The 16,416-nt window shown below is 41.8% G+C and carries 14 protein-coding genes; 8 read left to right on the forward strand and 6 right to left on the reverse strand.

Annotated elements, in window-relative coordinates; genetic code table 11:
• Nucleotides 1-7: 7 nt before the first annotated feature.
• From ISX59_RS08015 to ISX59_RS08025, 3 genes are read right to left on the reverse strand one after another with little or no spacing between them, the layout of a single operon-like run.
• Nucleotides 8-1,141, reverse strand: a complete 1,134-nt coding sequence (locus ISX59_RS08015) for a DUF5031 domain-containing protein (protein WP_182424421.1) — start codon at nucleotides 1,139-1,141, stop codon at nucleotides 8-10.
• A 13-nt stretch (nucleotides 1,142-1,154) separates the two neighbouring features.
• Entirely contained in the window at nucleotides 1,155-2,288 is a 1,134-nt protein-coding gene (locus tag ISX59_RS08020) for a hypothetical protein (protein ID WP_005807822.1), read from the reverse strand.
• Between the two features lie 33 nt (nucleotides 2,289-2,321).
• Nucleotides 2,322-3,521, reverse strand: coding sequence for a FimB/Mfa2 family fimbrial subunit (locus ISX59_RS08025; RefSeq protein WP_032529987.1), 1,200 nt, complete (start codon nucleotides 3,519-3,521; stop codon nucleotides 2,322-2,324).
• 678 nt (nucleotides 3,522-4,199) lie between these two features.
• Between ISX59_RS08025 and ISX59_RS08030 the strand changes: the two genes are divergently transcribed.
• From ISX59_RS08030 to ISX59_RS08045, 4 genes are all read left to right on the forward strand, one after another.
• Entirely contained in the window at nucleotides 4,200-4,472 is a 273-nt protein-coding gene (locus ISX59_RS08030; protein ID WP_005780804.1) for a co-chaperone GroES, read from the forward strand.
• 42 nt (nucleotides 4,473-4,514) lie between these two features.
• Nucleotides 4,515-6,152, forward strand: coding sequence for a chaperonin GroEL (gene groL / locus ISX59_RS08035; protein ID WP_005780800.1), 1,638 nt, complete (start codon nucleotides 4,515-4,517; stop codon nucleotides 6,150-6,152).
• A gap of 243 nt (nucleotides 6,153-6,395) precedes the next feature.
• On the forward strand, nucleotides 6,396-7,667 hold the full coding sequence (locus tag ISX59_RS08040) for a carboxypeptidase-like regulatory domain-containing protein (RefSeq protein ID WP_032542947.1): 1,272 nt from the start codon (nucleotides 6,396-6,398) through the stop codon (nucleotides 7,665-7,667).
• A gap of 195 nt (nucleotides 7,668-7,862) precedes the next feature.
• On the forward strand, nucleotides 7,863-8,441 hold the full coding sequence (locus ISX59_RS08045; RefSeq protein ID WP_005807817.1) for a flavodoxin family protein: 579 nt from the start codon (nucleotides 7,863-7,865) through the stop codon (nucleotides 8,439-8,441).
• Between the two features lie 103 nt (nucleotides 8,442-8,544).
• On the opposite strand, the gene ISX59_RS08050 is transcribed toward ISX59_RS08045, so the two are convergent.
• A complete protein-coding gene (locus ISX59_RS08050) occupies nucleotides 8,545-10,284 on the reverse strand; it encodes a thiamine pyrophosphate-dependent enzyme (protein WP_032529991.1) in 1,740 nt (579 codons plus the stop codon).
• Between the two features lie 240 nt (nucleotides 10,285-10,524).
• Between ISX59_RS08050 and ISX59_RS08055 the strand changes: the two genes are divergently transcribed.
• Nucleotides 10,525-10,743 (forward strand): winged helix-turn-helix domain-containing protein, encoded by a 219-nt coding sequence (locus ISX59_RS08055; protein WP_005780792.1) that lies wholly within the window; start codon nucleotides 10,525-10,527, stop codon nucleotides 10,741-10,743.
• 68 nt (nucleotides 10,744-10,811) lie between these two features.
• On the opposite strand, the gene ISX59_RS08060 is transcribed toward ISX59_RS08055, so the two are convergent.
• A complete protein-coding gene (locus ISX59_RS08060) occupies nucleotides 10,812-11,237 on the reverse strand; it encodes a DUF6249 domain-containing protein (RefSeq protein ID WP_005807813.1) in 426 nt (141 codons plus the stop codon).
• Nucleotides 11,238-11,371: 134 nt separating this feature from the next.
• Between ISX59_RS08060 and ISX59_RS08065 the strand changes: the two genes are divergently transcribed.
• The 3 genes from ISX59_RS08065 to ISX59_RS08075 all read left to right on the forward strand — a co-directional run bounded on the left by ISX59_RS08065 (nucleotide 11,372) and on the right by ISX59_RS08075 (nucleotide 13,586).
• On the forward strand, nucleotides 11,372-11,923 hold the full coding sequence (locus ISX59_RS08065; protein ID WP_122330555.1) for an RNA polymerase sigma factor: 552 nt from the start codon (nucleotides 11,372-11,374) through the stop codon (nucleotides 11,921-11,923).
• Nucleotides 11,923-12,294, forward strand: a complete 372-nt coding sequence (locus ISX59_RS08070) for a hypothetical protein (protein ID WP_050496807.1) — start codon at nucleotides 11,923-11,925, stop codon at nucleotides 12,292-12,294. Before ISX59_RS08065 ends, ISX59_RS08070 begins: the two co-directional genes overlap by 1 nt.
• Before the next feature lie 278 nt (nucleotides 12,295-12,572).
• Nucleotides 12,573-13,586: a low specificity L-threonine aldolase gene (locus ISX59_RS08075; RefSeq protein ID WP_005807807.1), complete on the forward strand. Its 1,014-nt coding sequence runs from the start codon at nucleotides 12,573-12,575 to the stop codon at nucleotides 13,584-13,586.
• A gap of 114 nt (nucleotides 13,587-13,700) precedes the next feature.
• Here the strand turns inward: ISX59_RS08075 and ISX59_RS08080 are convergent, their stop codons facing one another.
• On the reverse strand, nucleotides 13,701-15,917 hold the full coding sequence (locus ISX59_RS08080) for a TlpA disulfide reductase family protein (RefSeq protein WP_032535623.1): 2,217 nt from the start codon (nucleotides 15,915-15,917) through the stop codon (nucleotides 13,701-13,703).
• Between the last annotated feature and the right edge of the window lie 499 nt (nucleotides 15,918-16,416).

Raw genomic sequence — 16,416 nt, forward strand, 5'->3', positions numbered from 1 at the left:
TTATTTTTTAGTCCCATTTCCAGTCTATTCCGTAATTACCCGAAACAGAAAGATCTATGATACGATTGTTTCGAAGGCGTATATTGGTTACGGTATAATGGTCTTTCACGATAGTCAATGGTTTGTCGGTAAGAGATAGAGTGAGTTTTTGGGTATTGTAACTTCCGGGAGGAAATGGAGTTGTGTCATAATACGAAAATTTGAGGACAGCTTTGACTCCTTCTTCTATCTCTGCCACTCCTGTTTCCGGATTATCTAAAGTTATCTTGGAGAAGAGGTATGGACCACAGATGCGCGTTGCTCCATTTACGGCTTTATTATCAATATCCAACGGAGCATCGTTAAGTAACTCTATGATTCCTTTATTGCTTTCGAAAACAGGGAAGTATGTATCCTCTTTGAGAGTGACTGTTTTAGAGAAACAAATATCAATTCGTTCCGGCTTTTTCGTTTCGTTGGTTAAAGACACTTTGGGTGTCACTCCGCTTACCTCCATATCTATTTGAAATACTCTGTCTAAAGTTGAGGAGCATTCTGCGTCAATATCGATGGGATTACCCTTTTCATCGCACTTCATTACATCAAAAACCAGTTCACCCACTGCCCGTTTTAATTTGAACTCGATAGAAGTTTTTCCTTGTGTTATGTCTTCCGGGGTAAGAGCCTGGATGGCATAATAGTTATCTTTGGAAAGAGGAATATAGCTGTTATCGTTTTCTCTAACCATACTGATCTCTGAGTCTGTGAAAGTCATACCTTCTCCACTTAAGACTACAGACTCCGGTTTCTGTTTCGGAGTGGCATGGAGTAGTAACAGATAAAATCGATCAGTATATTCGGTCGGGATGGATAATGTGTAGTTTTGGATTTCTTCCAGATCGAGCCCTTTCTCTTCGGTCCGTTCCCAAAAGATATAATCGGAACCATCATTGGATGAAGGGGTAGAAGTTTCGGAACGGAAAATGAAAAGATGGTAAACCAATTGGGGTAATACTGTATTATCACCGGGGACTACCTCTCCGGCAGGAGGCACCAGACTAAGGCTGAAGGCTGAAGTTTCAGGGGCTCCTTCGGGTTGTTCACACGAAAAGACCCCCAACAATAGAATTCCTAAAATCAGAAAAAGTGTATGTGGTTTCATTGCCTGTGTGTTGTTAGTTCCAAAATCCGTCGTTACCGGCAACCTGACTATTGAATTTTAGTTCTTCTAAATTCAGTTCGGCGTCAGGGGAAATGGAAATATCAATATTTTCATTTAAAATCCAAAGGGTGAACAGGTACATCTTGTTGCGTTCTAAAGTGATATTTTTTAATGTGAAAGTTTTGCTCTTCAGAGTTCCTGTGTAATCGATATCGATGGTTATGCAAATCGTTTGATTGAGAGGGGCAGGGAATAGTAGCGGACCTTCGCAATAAGCTGCTCCTTGGTACTTTTGATAGTCTGCTTTTTCAATAGCCGGACTGAACAGAGAAACAAATTTGTCTACATCAAACTTTTTAAAAGAGAAATTTCCGTCTTGAAGCCGTGCCGAACAGTGGTAGGACATCGGATTTTTAAAGATTAATCCGGTTTCACTTAAATAGCAGCGGCTACTGCTTCCTTCTATTGTAAGATTGATGCCATCAATCTTTTTCAGTGCATTATCAAAGGTGTTTTCAGGTGAATCAATTGATATGTATTGTCCGTTTTCTTTTCTGGCTCTTTGCACAATAAAGCATAATTGTCCTTGTAAATGGTTTATTTTCCGGGAAATTTGTGCTTGATTCGTTGTTGATAAATCATATTCTGTCTGACTGTCTTGGATCTCTTCTTGGTCTGAGTCCGTAAAGAGGGCTGTTGTGCAGTGATTGAGTTCCGTTTGTTCGTTTACAACATGGGTAGGATACTGAAAATAATAGTTCCGGTCATATGAAGTTGAAATTAGATTTTCCGGATTATCTTCGGTCACGAATGAAATTTTTTCAGAACTTACCGCATTTTGAGAAAATCCTTTTGCCAACAGAAATCGATAGATTCCTGTTGGCAATAAGATGTTTTTTTGCAAGTGTTCTTTCTCGGTAAACCATGGACTCTCTTGGATACTTTCTGTTTTGGTAAATTGGTTCTCTTCTTTTTTAAATATGAGAACTGACATTTCGTCGTCATCTCCTCCTTTGGTGGAAGGTGACTGTTGGGCCTTAAATGTGACATTGACGGAAGTATCTCCTTCGATTATTTCCCGGTGGTTAGTACAGGCACTTCCCAGCACAAGTGTTCCCAAAAGTAATTGTCCGATGTAGTGTTTCATCATATTAGGCTCTGCAGAAGGATTTTAGTGGATTTATTCGACATCAACATCCGTTTGATGGATACCGTCATAAGTTTTTTCTATTTCTACAATGAAAGTAGATTTTGGGTTGAATAGATGTTCGTCATCATTACCTTCACCATTGTTTTCGGCTTCAGTCGAAGAATTTAATTTAATGGTAATCACAGAAACATAGTTTTTGGTGACTGTGAACGAAGGGACTTTGATCGTTCTTTCCTGATTTGCTTTGTTAAGTTGAATGTTGGCGTTCAGCGTTTGAGAAACAGATGGTGAAAATGGTAGTAAGTAAGATCCCATAAAGTAGGCTCCACCGTTTGCTATACCATTTTTGATATTAGTTTCCATATTTTGGTTGATTGCATCTGCATCTTTAGGGAATGGTTGGTACTCTGTTGACTTTACTGCATCCGCGCCGGATTCTCCATATCGAAATGTAGGAGTATTGTAGGTTACTTCACATGGGATGCCTGCTGTATAGTCCGGATTTTCTCCATAAAGGTTATATTTGAGAGGGATATTTGTTGGCTTGAAGATCAACGATGTCAATGGGTTCGCCTCTGTACTTCCAAATATATTACCTGTTTTATATGGTACTTCTATTGTGGGATTGTTTGACGCTACTTTGATAAACTTAATATCTATGCGTGATACAATACGTGCCAAAGTTAATTCTATTTTTATTTCATTGTCATCTCCGCCTACACCACTGGAAATATTTATCTCTTCCGTATTACCACAGAAAATTTCATTCATGTCCGTTTGGTATTGGGAAGTGGTAGAGGGGTAATGGGTAATTACGATACTTTTTAATACAGTCTCCCAACTTATATTTTTTATGTTTTCTATAATTTCATTGAGATTAGTTCGGTTGCTTTCGTCCAGATTGTAAAATGCAATAAATTTATAGGTACCTACCGGAAATGCAGCATTATATTTCCAGGTTTCCCCATTAATGGCAGCTGCTGGGTGTTTAGCCTCTTCATAACTAAAGTTACCTTCTCCGTTTTTTTTGAATGCATACAGCACGAAATGGTCCTCGTCCAGACTTGTTGGTGCGGATCCTCTTGTTTGGGCGGAAGAATGAGTTGTTAATTGAGTGGTACAACTGATGTTTCTCAATTCTGTTTCAGGGATTTCTGTTGTAGCTTTTTCGCTGCAACTTAGAGTCATTGCAGACAATGCAGTAATAAACAATAGTTTTAATGTTTTCATAATGTTGAGTATTTGTTATTGCTTTGATGAATAATCGAATGGGAGATACTCCCCCCTTGTGTAAGTTGGCGTAATACAAAAACAGCAATGTTGAGGTTACAAAGCGTTTTGATAAGAAATTAAAAATGATTTGTTGATAAGGCACGCTACGCTCTTACCTCTTACAGAGGCGTTATACGATAACGTAATAATAAAGATTAGGAAAAGACTTTTCTCATACTTAATAGGTAAGAGAATTTATTTTATGGACATATGCTCTTACGGGTAGTTTTGAGTTAAATTCATAATCTCATGGCAAGAAACAGTCATATAGATATATATTATTTTATAATAAGGAATTATATTTACTTTAAAAATCATTCATAGATAACAATTTAATAAAAAGAACTGGTGTAAAAGGCAAATATTAAATAGTTTCATTTAAAAAAAAGAAAAGAAATATTTTGGATACATTAAAAATTATCCATACATTTGCAACGATAAAATGAATGACTTATCATTCTCTTACCTATTAAGTAAGCGCCTGTTTTTCCAATGTCATCAGTCATTTTGGCAGTCCTTCTCTGACAAACAATCATTCTTCCCTTTTGGCACACTTTTCGCAATAGGTTATTCGTCCTGCTAAAAGGACAAAATATTACTATAATAAGTATAACATATAAAAAATAAAAAGTAACTATGAACATTAAACCATTAGCAGACAGAGTGCTGATACTCCCTGCACCTGCAGAAGAAAAAACAATTGGTGGTATCATTATTCCTGATACAGCAAAAGAGAAACCTTTGAAGGGTGAAGTTGTGGCAGTTGGTCACGGTACGAAAGACGAAGAAATGGTATTAAAAACAGGCGATACGGTTCTTTATGGAAAGTATGCCGGAACAGAACTTGAAGTAGAAGGTACAAAATACCTTATCATGCGTCAGAGCGATGTTCTCGCTGTTTTGGGTTAATAAACGTAGTGTTTAATCAATTAATTAAATAGTAAAATCATTATGGCAAAAGAAATATTATTCAATATCGAAGCTCGCGATCAATTGAAAAAAGGTGTTGATGCTTTGGCAAATGCGGTAAAAGTAACACTGGGCCCGAAAGGACGTAATGTAATTATTGAGAAAAAATTCGGTGCTCCTCACATCACTAAAGATGGTGTGACAGTGGCAAAAGAAATTGAACTGACAGATGCTTACCAGAATACCGGTGCACAGTTGGTAAAGGAAGTTGCTTCTAAAACAGGTGACGATGCCGGTGACGGTACAACTACTGCAACTGTTTTGGCTCAGGCTATCGTAGCAGAAGGTTTGAAGAATGTAACTGCCGGTGCAAGCCCTATGGATATCAAACGTGGTATTGACAAGGCTGTTGTCAAAGTGGTTGATTCTATTAAAAATCAGGCAGAGAAAGTTGGTGATAACTATGACAAGATCGAGCAGGTTGCTACTGTTTCCGCTAATAATGATCCGGTTATCGGTAAACTGATTGCTGATGCCATGCGTAAAGTTTCTAAAGATGGCGTAATTACTATTGAAGAGGCTAAAGGTACTGATACTACTATCGGTGTGGTAGAAGGTATGCAGTTCGACCGCGGTTATCTGTCGGCTTACTTCGTGACTAATACGGAGAAGATGGAATGTGAGATGGAGAAACCTTACATCCTGATTTACGACAAGAAGATTTCTAACCTGAAAGATTTCTTGCCTATCCTCGAACCGGCTGTACAGTCAGGCCGTCCTTTGTTGGTTATCGCGGAAGATGTAGATAGTGAGGCATTGACTACATTGGTAGTGAACCGTCTGCGTTCTCAGTTGAAGATTTGTGCAGTAAAAGCTCCGGGCTTCGGTGACCGCAGAAAAGAAATGCTGGAAGACATTGCCGTATTGACCGGTGGTGTGGTGATCAGCGAAGAAAAGGGTCTGAAACTGGAGCAGGCTACTATCGAAATGTTAGGTACTGCTGACAAAGTGACTGTTTCTAAAGACAACACTACAATTGTAAACGGTGCCGGTGCTAAAGAAAACATCAAAGAACGTTGCGACCAGATCAAGGCTCAGATTGCTGCTACTAAATCAGATTATGACCGTGAGAAATTGCAGGAACGTTTGGCTAAGCTGTCAGGTGGTGTAGCTGTTCTTTACGTAGGTGCTGCTTCTGAGGTAGAAATGAAAGAAAAGAAGGATCGTGTGGATGATGCACTTCGCGCTACTCGTGCTGCTATTGAAGAAGGTATCGTACCGGGTGGTGGCGTAACTTACATCCGTGCAATCGATGCTTTGGAAGGTATGAAAGGCGACAATGCCGACGAAACAACCGGTATCGAAATCATTAAACGTGCTATCGAAGAACCGTTGCGTCAGATTGTAGCCAATGCCGGTAAAGAAGGTGCTGTAGTAGTTCAGAAAGTTCGTGAAGGTAAAGGTGACTATGGCTATAATGCCCGTTTGGATGTTTACGAAAACCTTCATGCAGCCGGTGTGGTAGATCCTGCTAAAGTGACTCGTGTGGCTTTGGAAAATGCAGCTTCTATTGCTGGTATGTTCCTGACTACCGAATGTGTGATTGTAGAAAAGAAAGAAGATAAACCCGAAATGCCGATGGGCGCTCCCGGAATGGGAGGAATGGGTGGAATGATGTAATTTATTCCCAGGATTGAAAAAAGGAAGCTGCTTTCGGAAACGGAAGCAGCTTTTTTTGTTGACCTTTGCGGATATTTTGCAGAACGTTTGGACGCGGTTATAGGATTGTGTATATTTGTAGATATAAACCAAAGCTAATTAAAATGGAGACACATAGTATTTCTCTATGGATTATTGCTTTTGTGGTGATTTTCATTTCTCCGGTTCGGGAATAATTGATGTGGATTATAATATAAAATGTGTATGCGTATAGTTTTATTCCTATGTATTCTTTTTTTAGAAATATCAGTCAGCAGGGCTCAGATCAGGGGGATTGTTGTAGATGGAAAAAAAGGACAGCCTTTGTCCGGTGTGAATATCTATATGCAGAAAGATTCCATAGGAATTGGAGTGACGGACATTAAAGGAGAATTTCGATTTGCACATAATAAGATGGGGCTCAGCGATACCATTATTTTCTCGTATGTCGGCTACTCGTCTTTTAAATGTACATTATCCGAGTTACGGCATCTTGAGTATAAAGTGTCCATGTATGAACTTCCCCAATTATTGCATGAAGTGGTAGTTAGTGGAGAGCGTCCACCCTTCTTTCTGGAATGGACTTCGTTGGCTTCTTTACCTAAACCTTTATATTCTTTTGGTGGGTTTCTGCACGATGGCAAAATTTATGTGGTTGCGGGGGATGAGACTCTTGTCCGAATGGTTTCCAATAAATACAGGCAAGGTACTGAAGCTTGGGAATATCGTTCCAATAATATGTATGTATATGACATTGCATCGGATGTGTGGAAAAAATGTGCGAAAGGTTTTGTGCCTCGTGCGGGACATACCGCTCAATTTTATAAGAATAAAATATTTGTTTTGGGTGGAAAAAGATTATCCACCAATCGACAGTTGGAATATACAGATGCTACAATGGAGGTTTATGATCTGAATAAAGATACTTTGTATGTTGATCCTGTGAATCCTCATCAGGCAGTTGACTTCGCTTCATTCATTTATGATGAATGCCTCTATGTGATGGGCGGGGCGGTAAAGGAGAAGATGTTTTCTAATCAGATACATATGCTTGACCTGAAAAGGGGTGTTTGGTATGAACAGGAAAACACAATTCCTGCCGAATGGTGTGGTAGGATGAATGGCATTCTGGTGGGAGATAAAGTTTACTTTTTTGGTGGTTACCGTACAGCACCGATGTGGTTTACAGTTAGTTATGACCTGCGGACAGGAAAATGGCAACGGTTATGTGATCTGAAAGACGGAGTTTCTTATCCCGGCCTGGCTTCTGATGGCGATTGTATCTATATTTTTGAGAATCGTAATTTACAAGTTTACGATATAAAAACAAATACCATGCGTATTTACGAACTGGCTGCTTTGGATTTAGAGAGCGCAGGACTTTTTTATTGGAAAAATACGCTTTACATAGTAGGCGGATGTACTCGCCGAGGAATATATGTAGCTCCTCATAAAGGTGTTATCGCTGTGGATGTGAGTCAGATAAATCCGCAATGAGGCGGGTACATTGCATCGTTTTCGTTTACCTTTATCTGGTTTGTAAATTTAGAGATCATCACGGTAAATTGTGTTAAATTGTGCCTGTGTATCAATAATAAAACAAAATAGGAGGGCCGGAACCAAGGGCACTTTTACTCTAACATATTTTACTAATTTATATTTGCATTTTAAACCTATAAAAGAACAGACAAAATGAAAATTGTGGCGTTTAACGGAAGTCCCCGTAAAGGTGGCAATACAGAGATGCTAATTAATGAAGTGTTTAAACCTATACAGGAAGCCGGTATAGAAACCGAATTGGTACAGTTGGGTGGGAAGTTGCTGCGTGGCTGTGCTTCATGTTATACTTGTTTCAAGACAAAGGACGGACAATGTGTCATCAAGACCGACCCAATGAATGAGTTTATCCGAAAAGCCCAGGAGGCAGACGGAATAATTCTGGCATCACCTACTTACTATGGTAGTGTGAGCGCGGAGATGAAAGCTTTTATGGACCGATTGGGGTTGACCACTATCGGACAAGGGCGTACACTGACACGTAAAGTTGGAGCTGCCGTGATTAGTGTCCGCAGAGGTGGTGCCGTAACGGTTTATGATGAACTTAACCGTTTTATGCTCGGAAGCGGAATGATTGTTCCCGGATCTACTTACTGGAACTTCGGTATTGGTGAAATGCCGGGAGAAGTTTATGATGATGCAGAAGGGTTGAGAAATATGAAAGACCTGGGAGTACAATTGGCGTGGTTGCTAAAGGCTGTACATGATAAATGATGAATGCTGAATGGTGTACGATGAACGCAAGGTGTGGATCATAATTATCCATTATTTGCCGTTCATCGTTTACCATTCATCATTCAACCAACCCTGTTCATCATTAAAATACCTCTCTGATATGTTTAAAGTTCGAATTGATCGTATCGATAACTTCCTGTGAGCGTCCGTTGATCAGTAGTTTATACATGGATTGGGCGAAGCCTACCATTTGGCCTAATTCTATTTTCGGAGGCATGGCCAAAGCATTCGGGTCGGTCATGATATTTACCAATACGGGACCTTCCAGTTCGAATGCATTACATAATGTATTTAATACCTCTTCCGGATCGGAAACATTGAAGCCTGTCATACCCATTGCTTCGGCTACTTGTGCAAAGTTAGGATTCAGCATATTCGTCTGCCAATCCGGCAGTCCGTCCACTTCCATTTCCAGTTTTACCATTCCCAAGGACCGATTGTTGAACACAATCACTTTTATAGGAAGTTTATATTGTACCACAGTCTCCAGATCTCCCAATGTCATGGATAATCCTCCGTCACCACAAAGGGCGATTACCTGTCTGTCCGGGCAAGCCAACGCTGCTCCTATAGCTTGGGGCAGGGCATTTGCCATCGAACCATGATTGAAAGAGCCCAGCATGTGCCGCTTTCCGGTCGCTTGCAGATAGCGGGCTCCCCATACACACGTCATACCTGTATCTACCGTATAGATGGCGTCATCGGATGAAATCTTATTGATTTCGGACATCACGTATTCCGGATGAATCTGATCCATTTTGCCTTTATCTTCCGTATAGGCAGCCAGATCTTTCTTTACTCCTTCGTAACGTTTCAGCTGTTTACGTAAAAAAGAGTCATCCTTTTTCTGTTGTAGCATGGGCAATAAGGCACGAAGAGTAGAGCGTATATCTCCACAAAGCCCCAGATCCACTTTGGCACGTCGTCCCAGTCTTTCGGGTTTAATATCCACCTGGACGATTTTTATATCATCGGGTAAAAAGGCGGAATAGGGGAAATCGGTTCCGAGCATGACAAGCACTTCTGCTTCGTGCATGCTGTAATAGCCGGAAGGCATACCCAGCAGTCCGGTCATACCTACTTCATAGGGATTGTCATATTGTACTTCCATTTTTCCTTTAAAAGTATACGCGACAGGAGCATTTAGAATCTCGGACATCCGGATGATTTCCTCATGTGCTCCTTTACAGCCTATACCACAAAACAAGGTGATGCGTCCGTAGTGATTCAGCATGCCGGCCATCCGGATCAGGTCTTCTTCGGCCGGACATACGGACGAAGCTAACGGATAAATCTGTTCAGAGGACTCTACTTGGGCTGCCGGTTTCTTTGCCAAGTCACCAGGAAGCCCGATTACGGCTACTCCTTTTCGGGTAGTGGCTGTTTGCAAGGCCGATTGCAGCATGCGGGGAAACTGTTGGGGAGTAGTAGCTACTTCGTTATAGAAACTACAGTCATTGAATAGCTTGATCGTATTGGTTTCCTGAAAATATTCAGTTCCGAATTCTCCGGTTGGAATAGTTGATGCAATGGCTATCACAGGAGCTCCCGAACGGTGAGCATCGTAAAGCCCATTGATTAAATGGACATGTCCCGGTCCGCTGCTTCCTGCACAACATCCCGGCAGTCCGGTCAGTTGTGCTTCCGCACCTGCGGCATACGCACCGGTCTCTTCATGACGTACATGTATCCACTTCATTGCTTCGTTTTGCCTGACGGCTTCATTCACTTCGTTCAGGCTGTCGCCTGTTACTGCATAAATTCTTCTGACGCCTGCCTCAATCAGAGTGTCGACAAGCTGTTCTGCTACCTTCTTTCCCATATCTATCATTCAGTTTAGGTTATTCAATGATGCAATAACAGGTGATTATATCAAAAAGTTGTATATTTAACGTATGCTAATAACCTTGGTATATTGGTATATAAGATAGATTTTATGTTAAAAATATCGTATGTAGTATGTTTTTAGTGTTTTTGTAGTAACAATGCTTACATAATTTTGTTAACTTACACCGCGTAAATAGTAACTTTATGTGTTTTAACCTTTAAACTTTTGTATCAAATGGATAAGAATGAAATTGGCTTGAATGCCGGAAAAGTTTGGCAATTGTTGAGCAACAATGACAAATGGAGTTATGGCAATCTGAAAAGGAAATCCGGGTTGAAGGATAAGGAATTGGGGGCAGCTCTGGGCTGGTTAGCCAGAGAAGATAAGATTGAGTTTGAACAAGAAGAGGAGGAACTTTATGTTTACCTCTGTGTAAATGTTTATATTGGGTAGATGATGCTGCTTATTGTGAAAAAAATCCCCGGAACAGTCCATTGGTATTGTATTCCGGGGATTATTTTTTATTCCTCTTTCTTTTTATTGCAGAAATTCCGTTCTATCAAAAAAGAAGTCACTAATCCAGCTCCTCCGAAGAGAAGTGTGCATGATCCGTAGATAACTCCTATCATTTCGCGGGTATATCCCCTGTCGAATCTACCAAAGTCATATGGAGAGATGCTTACATAACTGATAATGAAACCGGTTAATAGCCCCAGTCCTACTCCCAATAGCAGGCAGCCACCTTTCAAGGTTCCGAATGACAATTGAGAACGGTTATAGTCAGGCAAACAAATCTTCCCATTCAGTTCGAGATTGCCTTCTGACATTTTCTCTCCTAACTTTTCAATAAGAGTGATGCGTTCGCGTCTGCACGCAAAAAGTTCAAACAATTTGTAAATACCTAAGGTAATGATACCCACAACTAAGGGGACTGTAATGAAATCCATCATAATCGTATGTTTTTAAGTGAATAATTCCGTTCTTTGCACAGTTTGACGCAATAGACTACGGAAAGGTTACAAAGAAAAAAATATTTTTTTGCCTGTAACCTTTCTGATTCGTTTGCGTCTAACCGAATATCATGGTACAGAACGAAGAAACACAATACATAGCACGGATACTGAACGGGGACACAGAAGCTTTTTCTGTATTTCTCGACCGTTACAGCCGTCCGCTTTATGTGCTGATTGTGCAGATTGTCGGTTGTCCCGAAGATGCGGAAGAGTTGGTACAGGATGTTTTTCTGAAAGCCTTCCGCTGTCTTGACAGTTATAAGGGAGAGTGCCGCTTCTCTACCTGGCTTTATCGGATTGCTTATAATGCGGCTGTATCCGCTACCCGCAAAAAGAAACAGGAATTTCTTTATATTGAGGAAGGTACCATAAATAATGTACCCGATGAAAAGGCCGACGAAATACTTTGTCCTACCGATGACGAAGAACGGACTGCGAAACTGATGCAAGCCATCGACTTGCTGAATGTTGAGGAAAAAGCCTTGATTACACTTTTCTATTTTGAAGAGAAGTCGATAGAGGAGATAGGAGAGGTGCTGAAACTTTCATCGGGAAATGTCAAGGTGAAGTTGCACCGTACCCGCAAAAAGATTTATTTATTAATGAACGGAGATGAGTAATTATGGAAGCAAATAAGAAATGTACGGAAAATGCATTGAAGCAGGCCCTTCGGAAAAGACAACCTGGTAATCTGCCGTCCAATTTTAATTACCGGATGATGGAACAGGTTCGACTGGAGGCCGAAAAACAGCGGAAACGGAAAGAACGGACTATGCTTTGCGGCATGATTCTGGGTATATTGCTATTGATAGGGATGGCGGTCTATACACTCGTTTTCAAATTAGAATTCAACTTAAAGGAGTGTTTGTCCAGAGTCGATTGGTCCGATACCGCTTCTCCGATGATGGTTTTCTATAGCTATATTGCAACTTTGGTTCTGCTCCTGCTCGGATTGGATTATTGGCTGCGTAAGAAGAAGTTTCATTCCTGAGTGAGTTTGATTTCACTACAGATTACACAGATTTCCACAGATTAATAATTTATTCCGTTGATATTTAAAATTATTCGTTGATATTTAGGACTAAAGATTCGGTGAAAATTCGTGTAATCTGTGGTGGAACCGATTCATTCCTATTTTGGATTGTCCATTCATCAGCTGAGGATATAATATCAGAAAACCTCTGTGCCCTCCGTGTAGTCTGTGGGGAAATCTTTTCTTTTTCTGCGAATAATTTTCTTCCTTTGCAGAAAAATTTATCTTTATAGACTATGAGAAGTTTTGCCTCTGATAATAATTCGGGTGTACACCCTGCCATCATGGAAGCTCTGACACGGGCTAATCAAGATCATGCGCTGGGCTATGGTGACGATTCGTGGACAAAAGAAGCTGTCCGGAAAATTAAAGAAATATTTGTTGCCGACTGTGAGCCGTTGTTTGTTTTCAATGGAACAGGCAGTAATGTCATTGCTTTGCAACTGTTGACTCGTCCTTATAATTCTATTATTTGTGCTGAAACTGCACATATTTATGTAGACGAATGTGGTTCTCCGGTGAAGATGACCGGTTGCCAGATCCGTCCCGTAGCCACTCCCGACGGAAAATTGACACCTGAACTGATCGCTCCCTATCTGCATGGCTTTGGTGACCAGCACCATTCGCAGCCGGGCGCTGTTTATCTTTCGGAGTGTACGGAGTTGGGTACTATTTATACGCCGGAAGAGTTGAGAGCAATTACCTCACTGGCCCACCAACACGGGATGCGGGTACATATGGATGGTGCACGTATAGCCAATGCCTGTGCTGCCCTCGGCCTTTCACTGAAAGCATTGACCGTAGATTGCGGTATCGATGTGCTCAGTTTTGGCGGAACCAAAAACGGATTGATGATGGGAGAGTGTGTGATCGTATTTGATGATTCGTTGAAAGCGGAAGCTCGATTCGTACGCAAGCAATCGGCTCAACTGGCATCGAAGATGCGTTATCTTTCCTGCCAGTTCACGGCTTATCTGACAGAGGAACTGTGGTTGAAGAACGCAATGCATGCCAATGCGATGGCCAAACGTCTCTATGAAGCTTTGAAGCAGATTCCCGGTGTGCGTTTCACCCAAAAGGTGGAAAGTAACCAATTATTCCTGACCATGCCTCGCGCCGAAATAGATCGTATGCTGCAATCTTACTTTTTTTATTTTTGGAATGAAGAGGCGGATGAAATTCGTTTGGTTACTTCGTTTGACACAACGGAGGAGGACATCGATACGTTTATCCGGATATTGAAAAAATAGGATTGCATCCAATAGCGCCAGATGCTCACCACGGAGTAGCACAGAGTCTCACAGAGGGAGAATGATAGAAATTAAATTCTTTGGGATTCTGTGTTACTCCGTGGTGAAGTCTTCTTATTCTTTTCTTATTTTAGATTCTTTCAGGAATTGTTCGATGTTGTACATCGGAAAATCCCCGTTCAGCAGTTTTCCGTCCCGGTCCAGTAATACGTAACGGGGGATACCGTTAAAGTGGAATAGCTCCCTCAAATAGTTATAGTCGCTTTGCGGAAGGCGGAATATGACTTCTTCTTTCAGATTCTTCTCTACATAATCGTTGTAAGCTTTTTCAGGTGATTCACTGTCACTGGTGATGAAGATGAACTTGATATCCGGACTGTTCCGGTACTCTTTTCGCAAATCTGCATGATGCTCGATGCTGGCACGGCAAGGCCCGCAAGTAGTTGCCCAAAAGTCAATGACCACCAATTTTCCATGATAAGGTGCTACGATTTTGCGGATGATATCCGTTCCTTTCCCTGCCGGAAGTTCTTGTGGCTGGTTCCCTTGTGGCGGATAAATCTGACGGTACATACGTTCGGACTCTGCCATAAGGAATGGCTCGTGCAAATAGTTTTTCAGGATATTGAGTAGTGTGAAAGCTTTTTTCCCATCCTTGAGAGTTCCGGCCAGGAAGGGGTAAGAACGGGTGAGAATGAGTTCTCCGGCCATTGGGAATGGGATTCCTGTCGTGTCCTCCAATATCTCCTTTTTCTTTTGCCAGCTTTCCGCATATTTTTTCACATGGTCGTCTGTGCCGATCTTGATTTGCCAACTTGCCCGGTTTAAAGGGTTCATATACTCAAGTCGGTTGATGAAGGTTGAAAAAGAACTGCAACCGATGGCACGGACGTCATCGAGCGGCATTTCTTTCAGGAAATCATAATAGTCCGGAGCCTCTTTTATTTTTAATATCGCGTTGGTGGTATCTTTGTGGGCATTCATGTCTCTTTGCAGGATAAAATCGAGAAGCCAGCTGCCGTACATCATTTTCACATTATTCTTCAGCATTTGCATTCCTTCGGGTTGCAGCGTTTTTGATTGTTCCAACGAGTCGAGCCGATGCATCCACAGGTCGTACATCGGCTTTTGCTGTGCTTTAAATTCATCGGGAGTCAGCGTGCCGCATGCTTTCAACAGGATGTTGAAGTCTCTTGGGAAGAGCGGTTCACAAGGCATCAATTCTTGGTTGAAAGTGCTTGAAGCCCCCATATATTGAGTTTCTGTCAGCATGGGTTTCAACCTTCTTTGCCGGTTGTAGTCCAGCAGGTCTTCCCAACTGAGGTAAAGGATCAGTGTTTCGCCCGGTTTGACATAAAACCCTATCCAACAGCTGCCCAGACTAAGGTGATGTACCCCAGGATAATTGACAATGAAGTCCGACTCGAAACGTCCGTCCGGATGGATGGTCACCAGGGCGGGACTACTCTCGCGGGTGATATGATTGTCTGTATAGATCAGGGCGGTGGTAAATCCTAACTGCGGGTTGTATCCATCCAGAAAACCACGTATGTGAGCCGTATCTTTCCGGAAAAAATCAGTCCGGGGAGTAGTGGAAGCAGTTGTTACCGATGCGTAATTTCGATGGGGCAGTCCGGCGCGGATATACTTTTTCTCTTTTTCACCGTTTTTGCCGATGCGTATGTTGCCGTCTTTTTCTTGTGTTATTTCAAGTTGGCACTGTCCGTCAGTTTCATTCCTTAAATTCAGTTTGAGCTTTTTCCCCTGTTTCCGGCAAAGTTCATATTTCCAGAACCGGTTATCCATGATGGCAAGTGAATCGTAAATTCCGATGTCCCATCCGTTTCCTGCATCTGTCTGCTGCCAGTTTCCACGGATTTCGCGAAGGAAGGCCTGCTCTTTGGTCTCCTGCGGTTTCACCAGCAGAATGCCATAGGTGTTGGTTTCCGATTTAAGATCGTCCTCCATCCAATCTATCCGGGTTGTGCCTTCGGGCAGGGGAGGATAGGTGATGACACAGTCGTTTTCTATTATTCCTGAGGCGGGAGTCGTTACGCGTTCGCCAAATTTGCGCCCTTCTATGCGGAGAGGATAAAATTGCTTTCTGCTTTCGGGGGCATAAATATAAGTCAGGCTGTCGATGCTGGTCCACCATTGGGGGCGGAATACCGTCCGTATCGTGAGCCGGGTTTCTGTCGGAGATAGTTCTATCTTCGAGATGGTGTGTGCACTTCCCTGGCGTGTTTCGAAAGAAGGGTTTTCAATTACGGTTTGTGCTGCGGCATACGTACTTCCCAGAAGTAGCAGTAGCGGGAGTATCTTGTTTTTCATATCCGTATGATTAAAGTTGTGACGGTAAAGATAAATATTTCATGAGAGAAACCTTACTGTATAGCGTTTTATTTTTGTCCGGGAGGCAAATTCCTTCTCTTTTAGGAGATATGGCATACCAGTTGTGCAACTTGGCAAACAGATGTCTCGGAGAAACGGAGCCGGTCTTGGAGGGAAGGCATAATCACGGCTCTTTCATTTAACAACCGTCTTCCTCCCTTGCCCCCCACAAAACCTTCCATTCGCACACAGCCATGCGGAAGCAGCGCTTCGTTGTTTCTTTTTTAAGAAAGAATCCGGCCGACTATTACCGAAGAAATCCAGCAGATTAACCATTATCATATAACTCTTTATCCCAGCCCGTATACCCGGGCCGATGAGCCCGCATGCCCGGGCCGAGATAAGGATCCGACCATTTGCACTAAAGAGAGTAAGGGAAATGAAATGCTTTTAGAGAGATAAACGGATAAGAAATTGGACATATCCATTTGTTTTCCAA

The organism is Bacteroides sp. FSHCM14E1 (assembly GCF_019633785.1).
In the GTDB taxonomy this organism is placed as follows: Bacteria; Bacteroidota; Bacteroidia; order Bacteroidales; family Bacteroidaceae; genus Bacteroides; species Bacteroides hominis.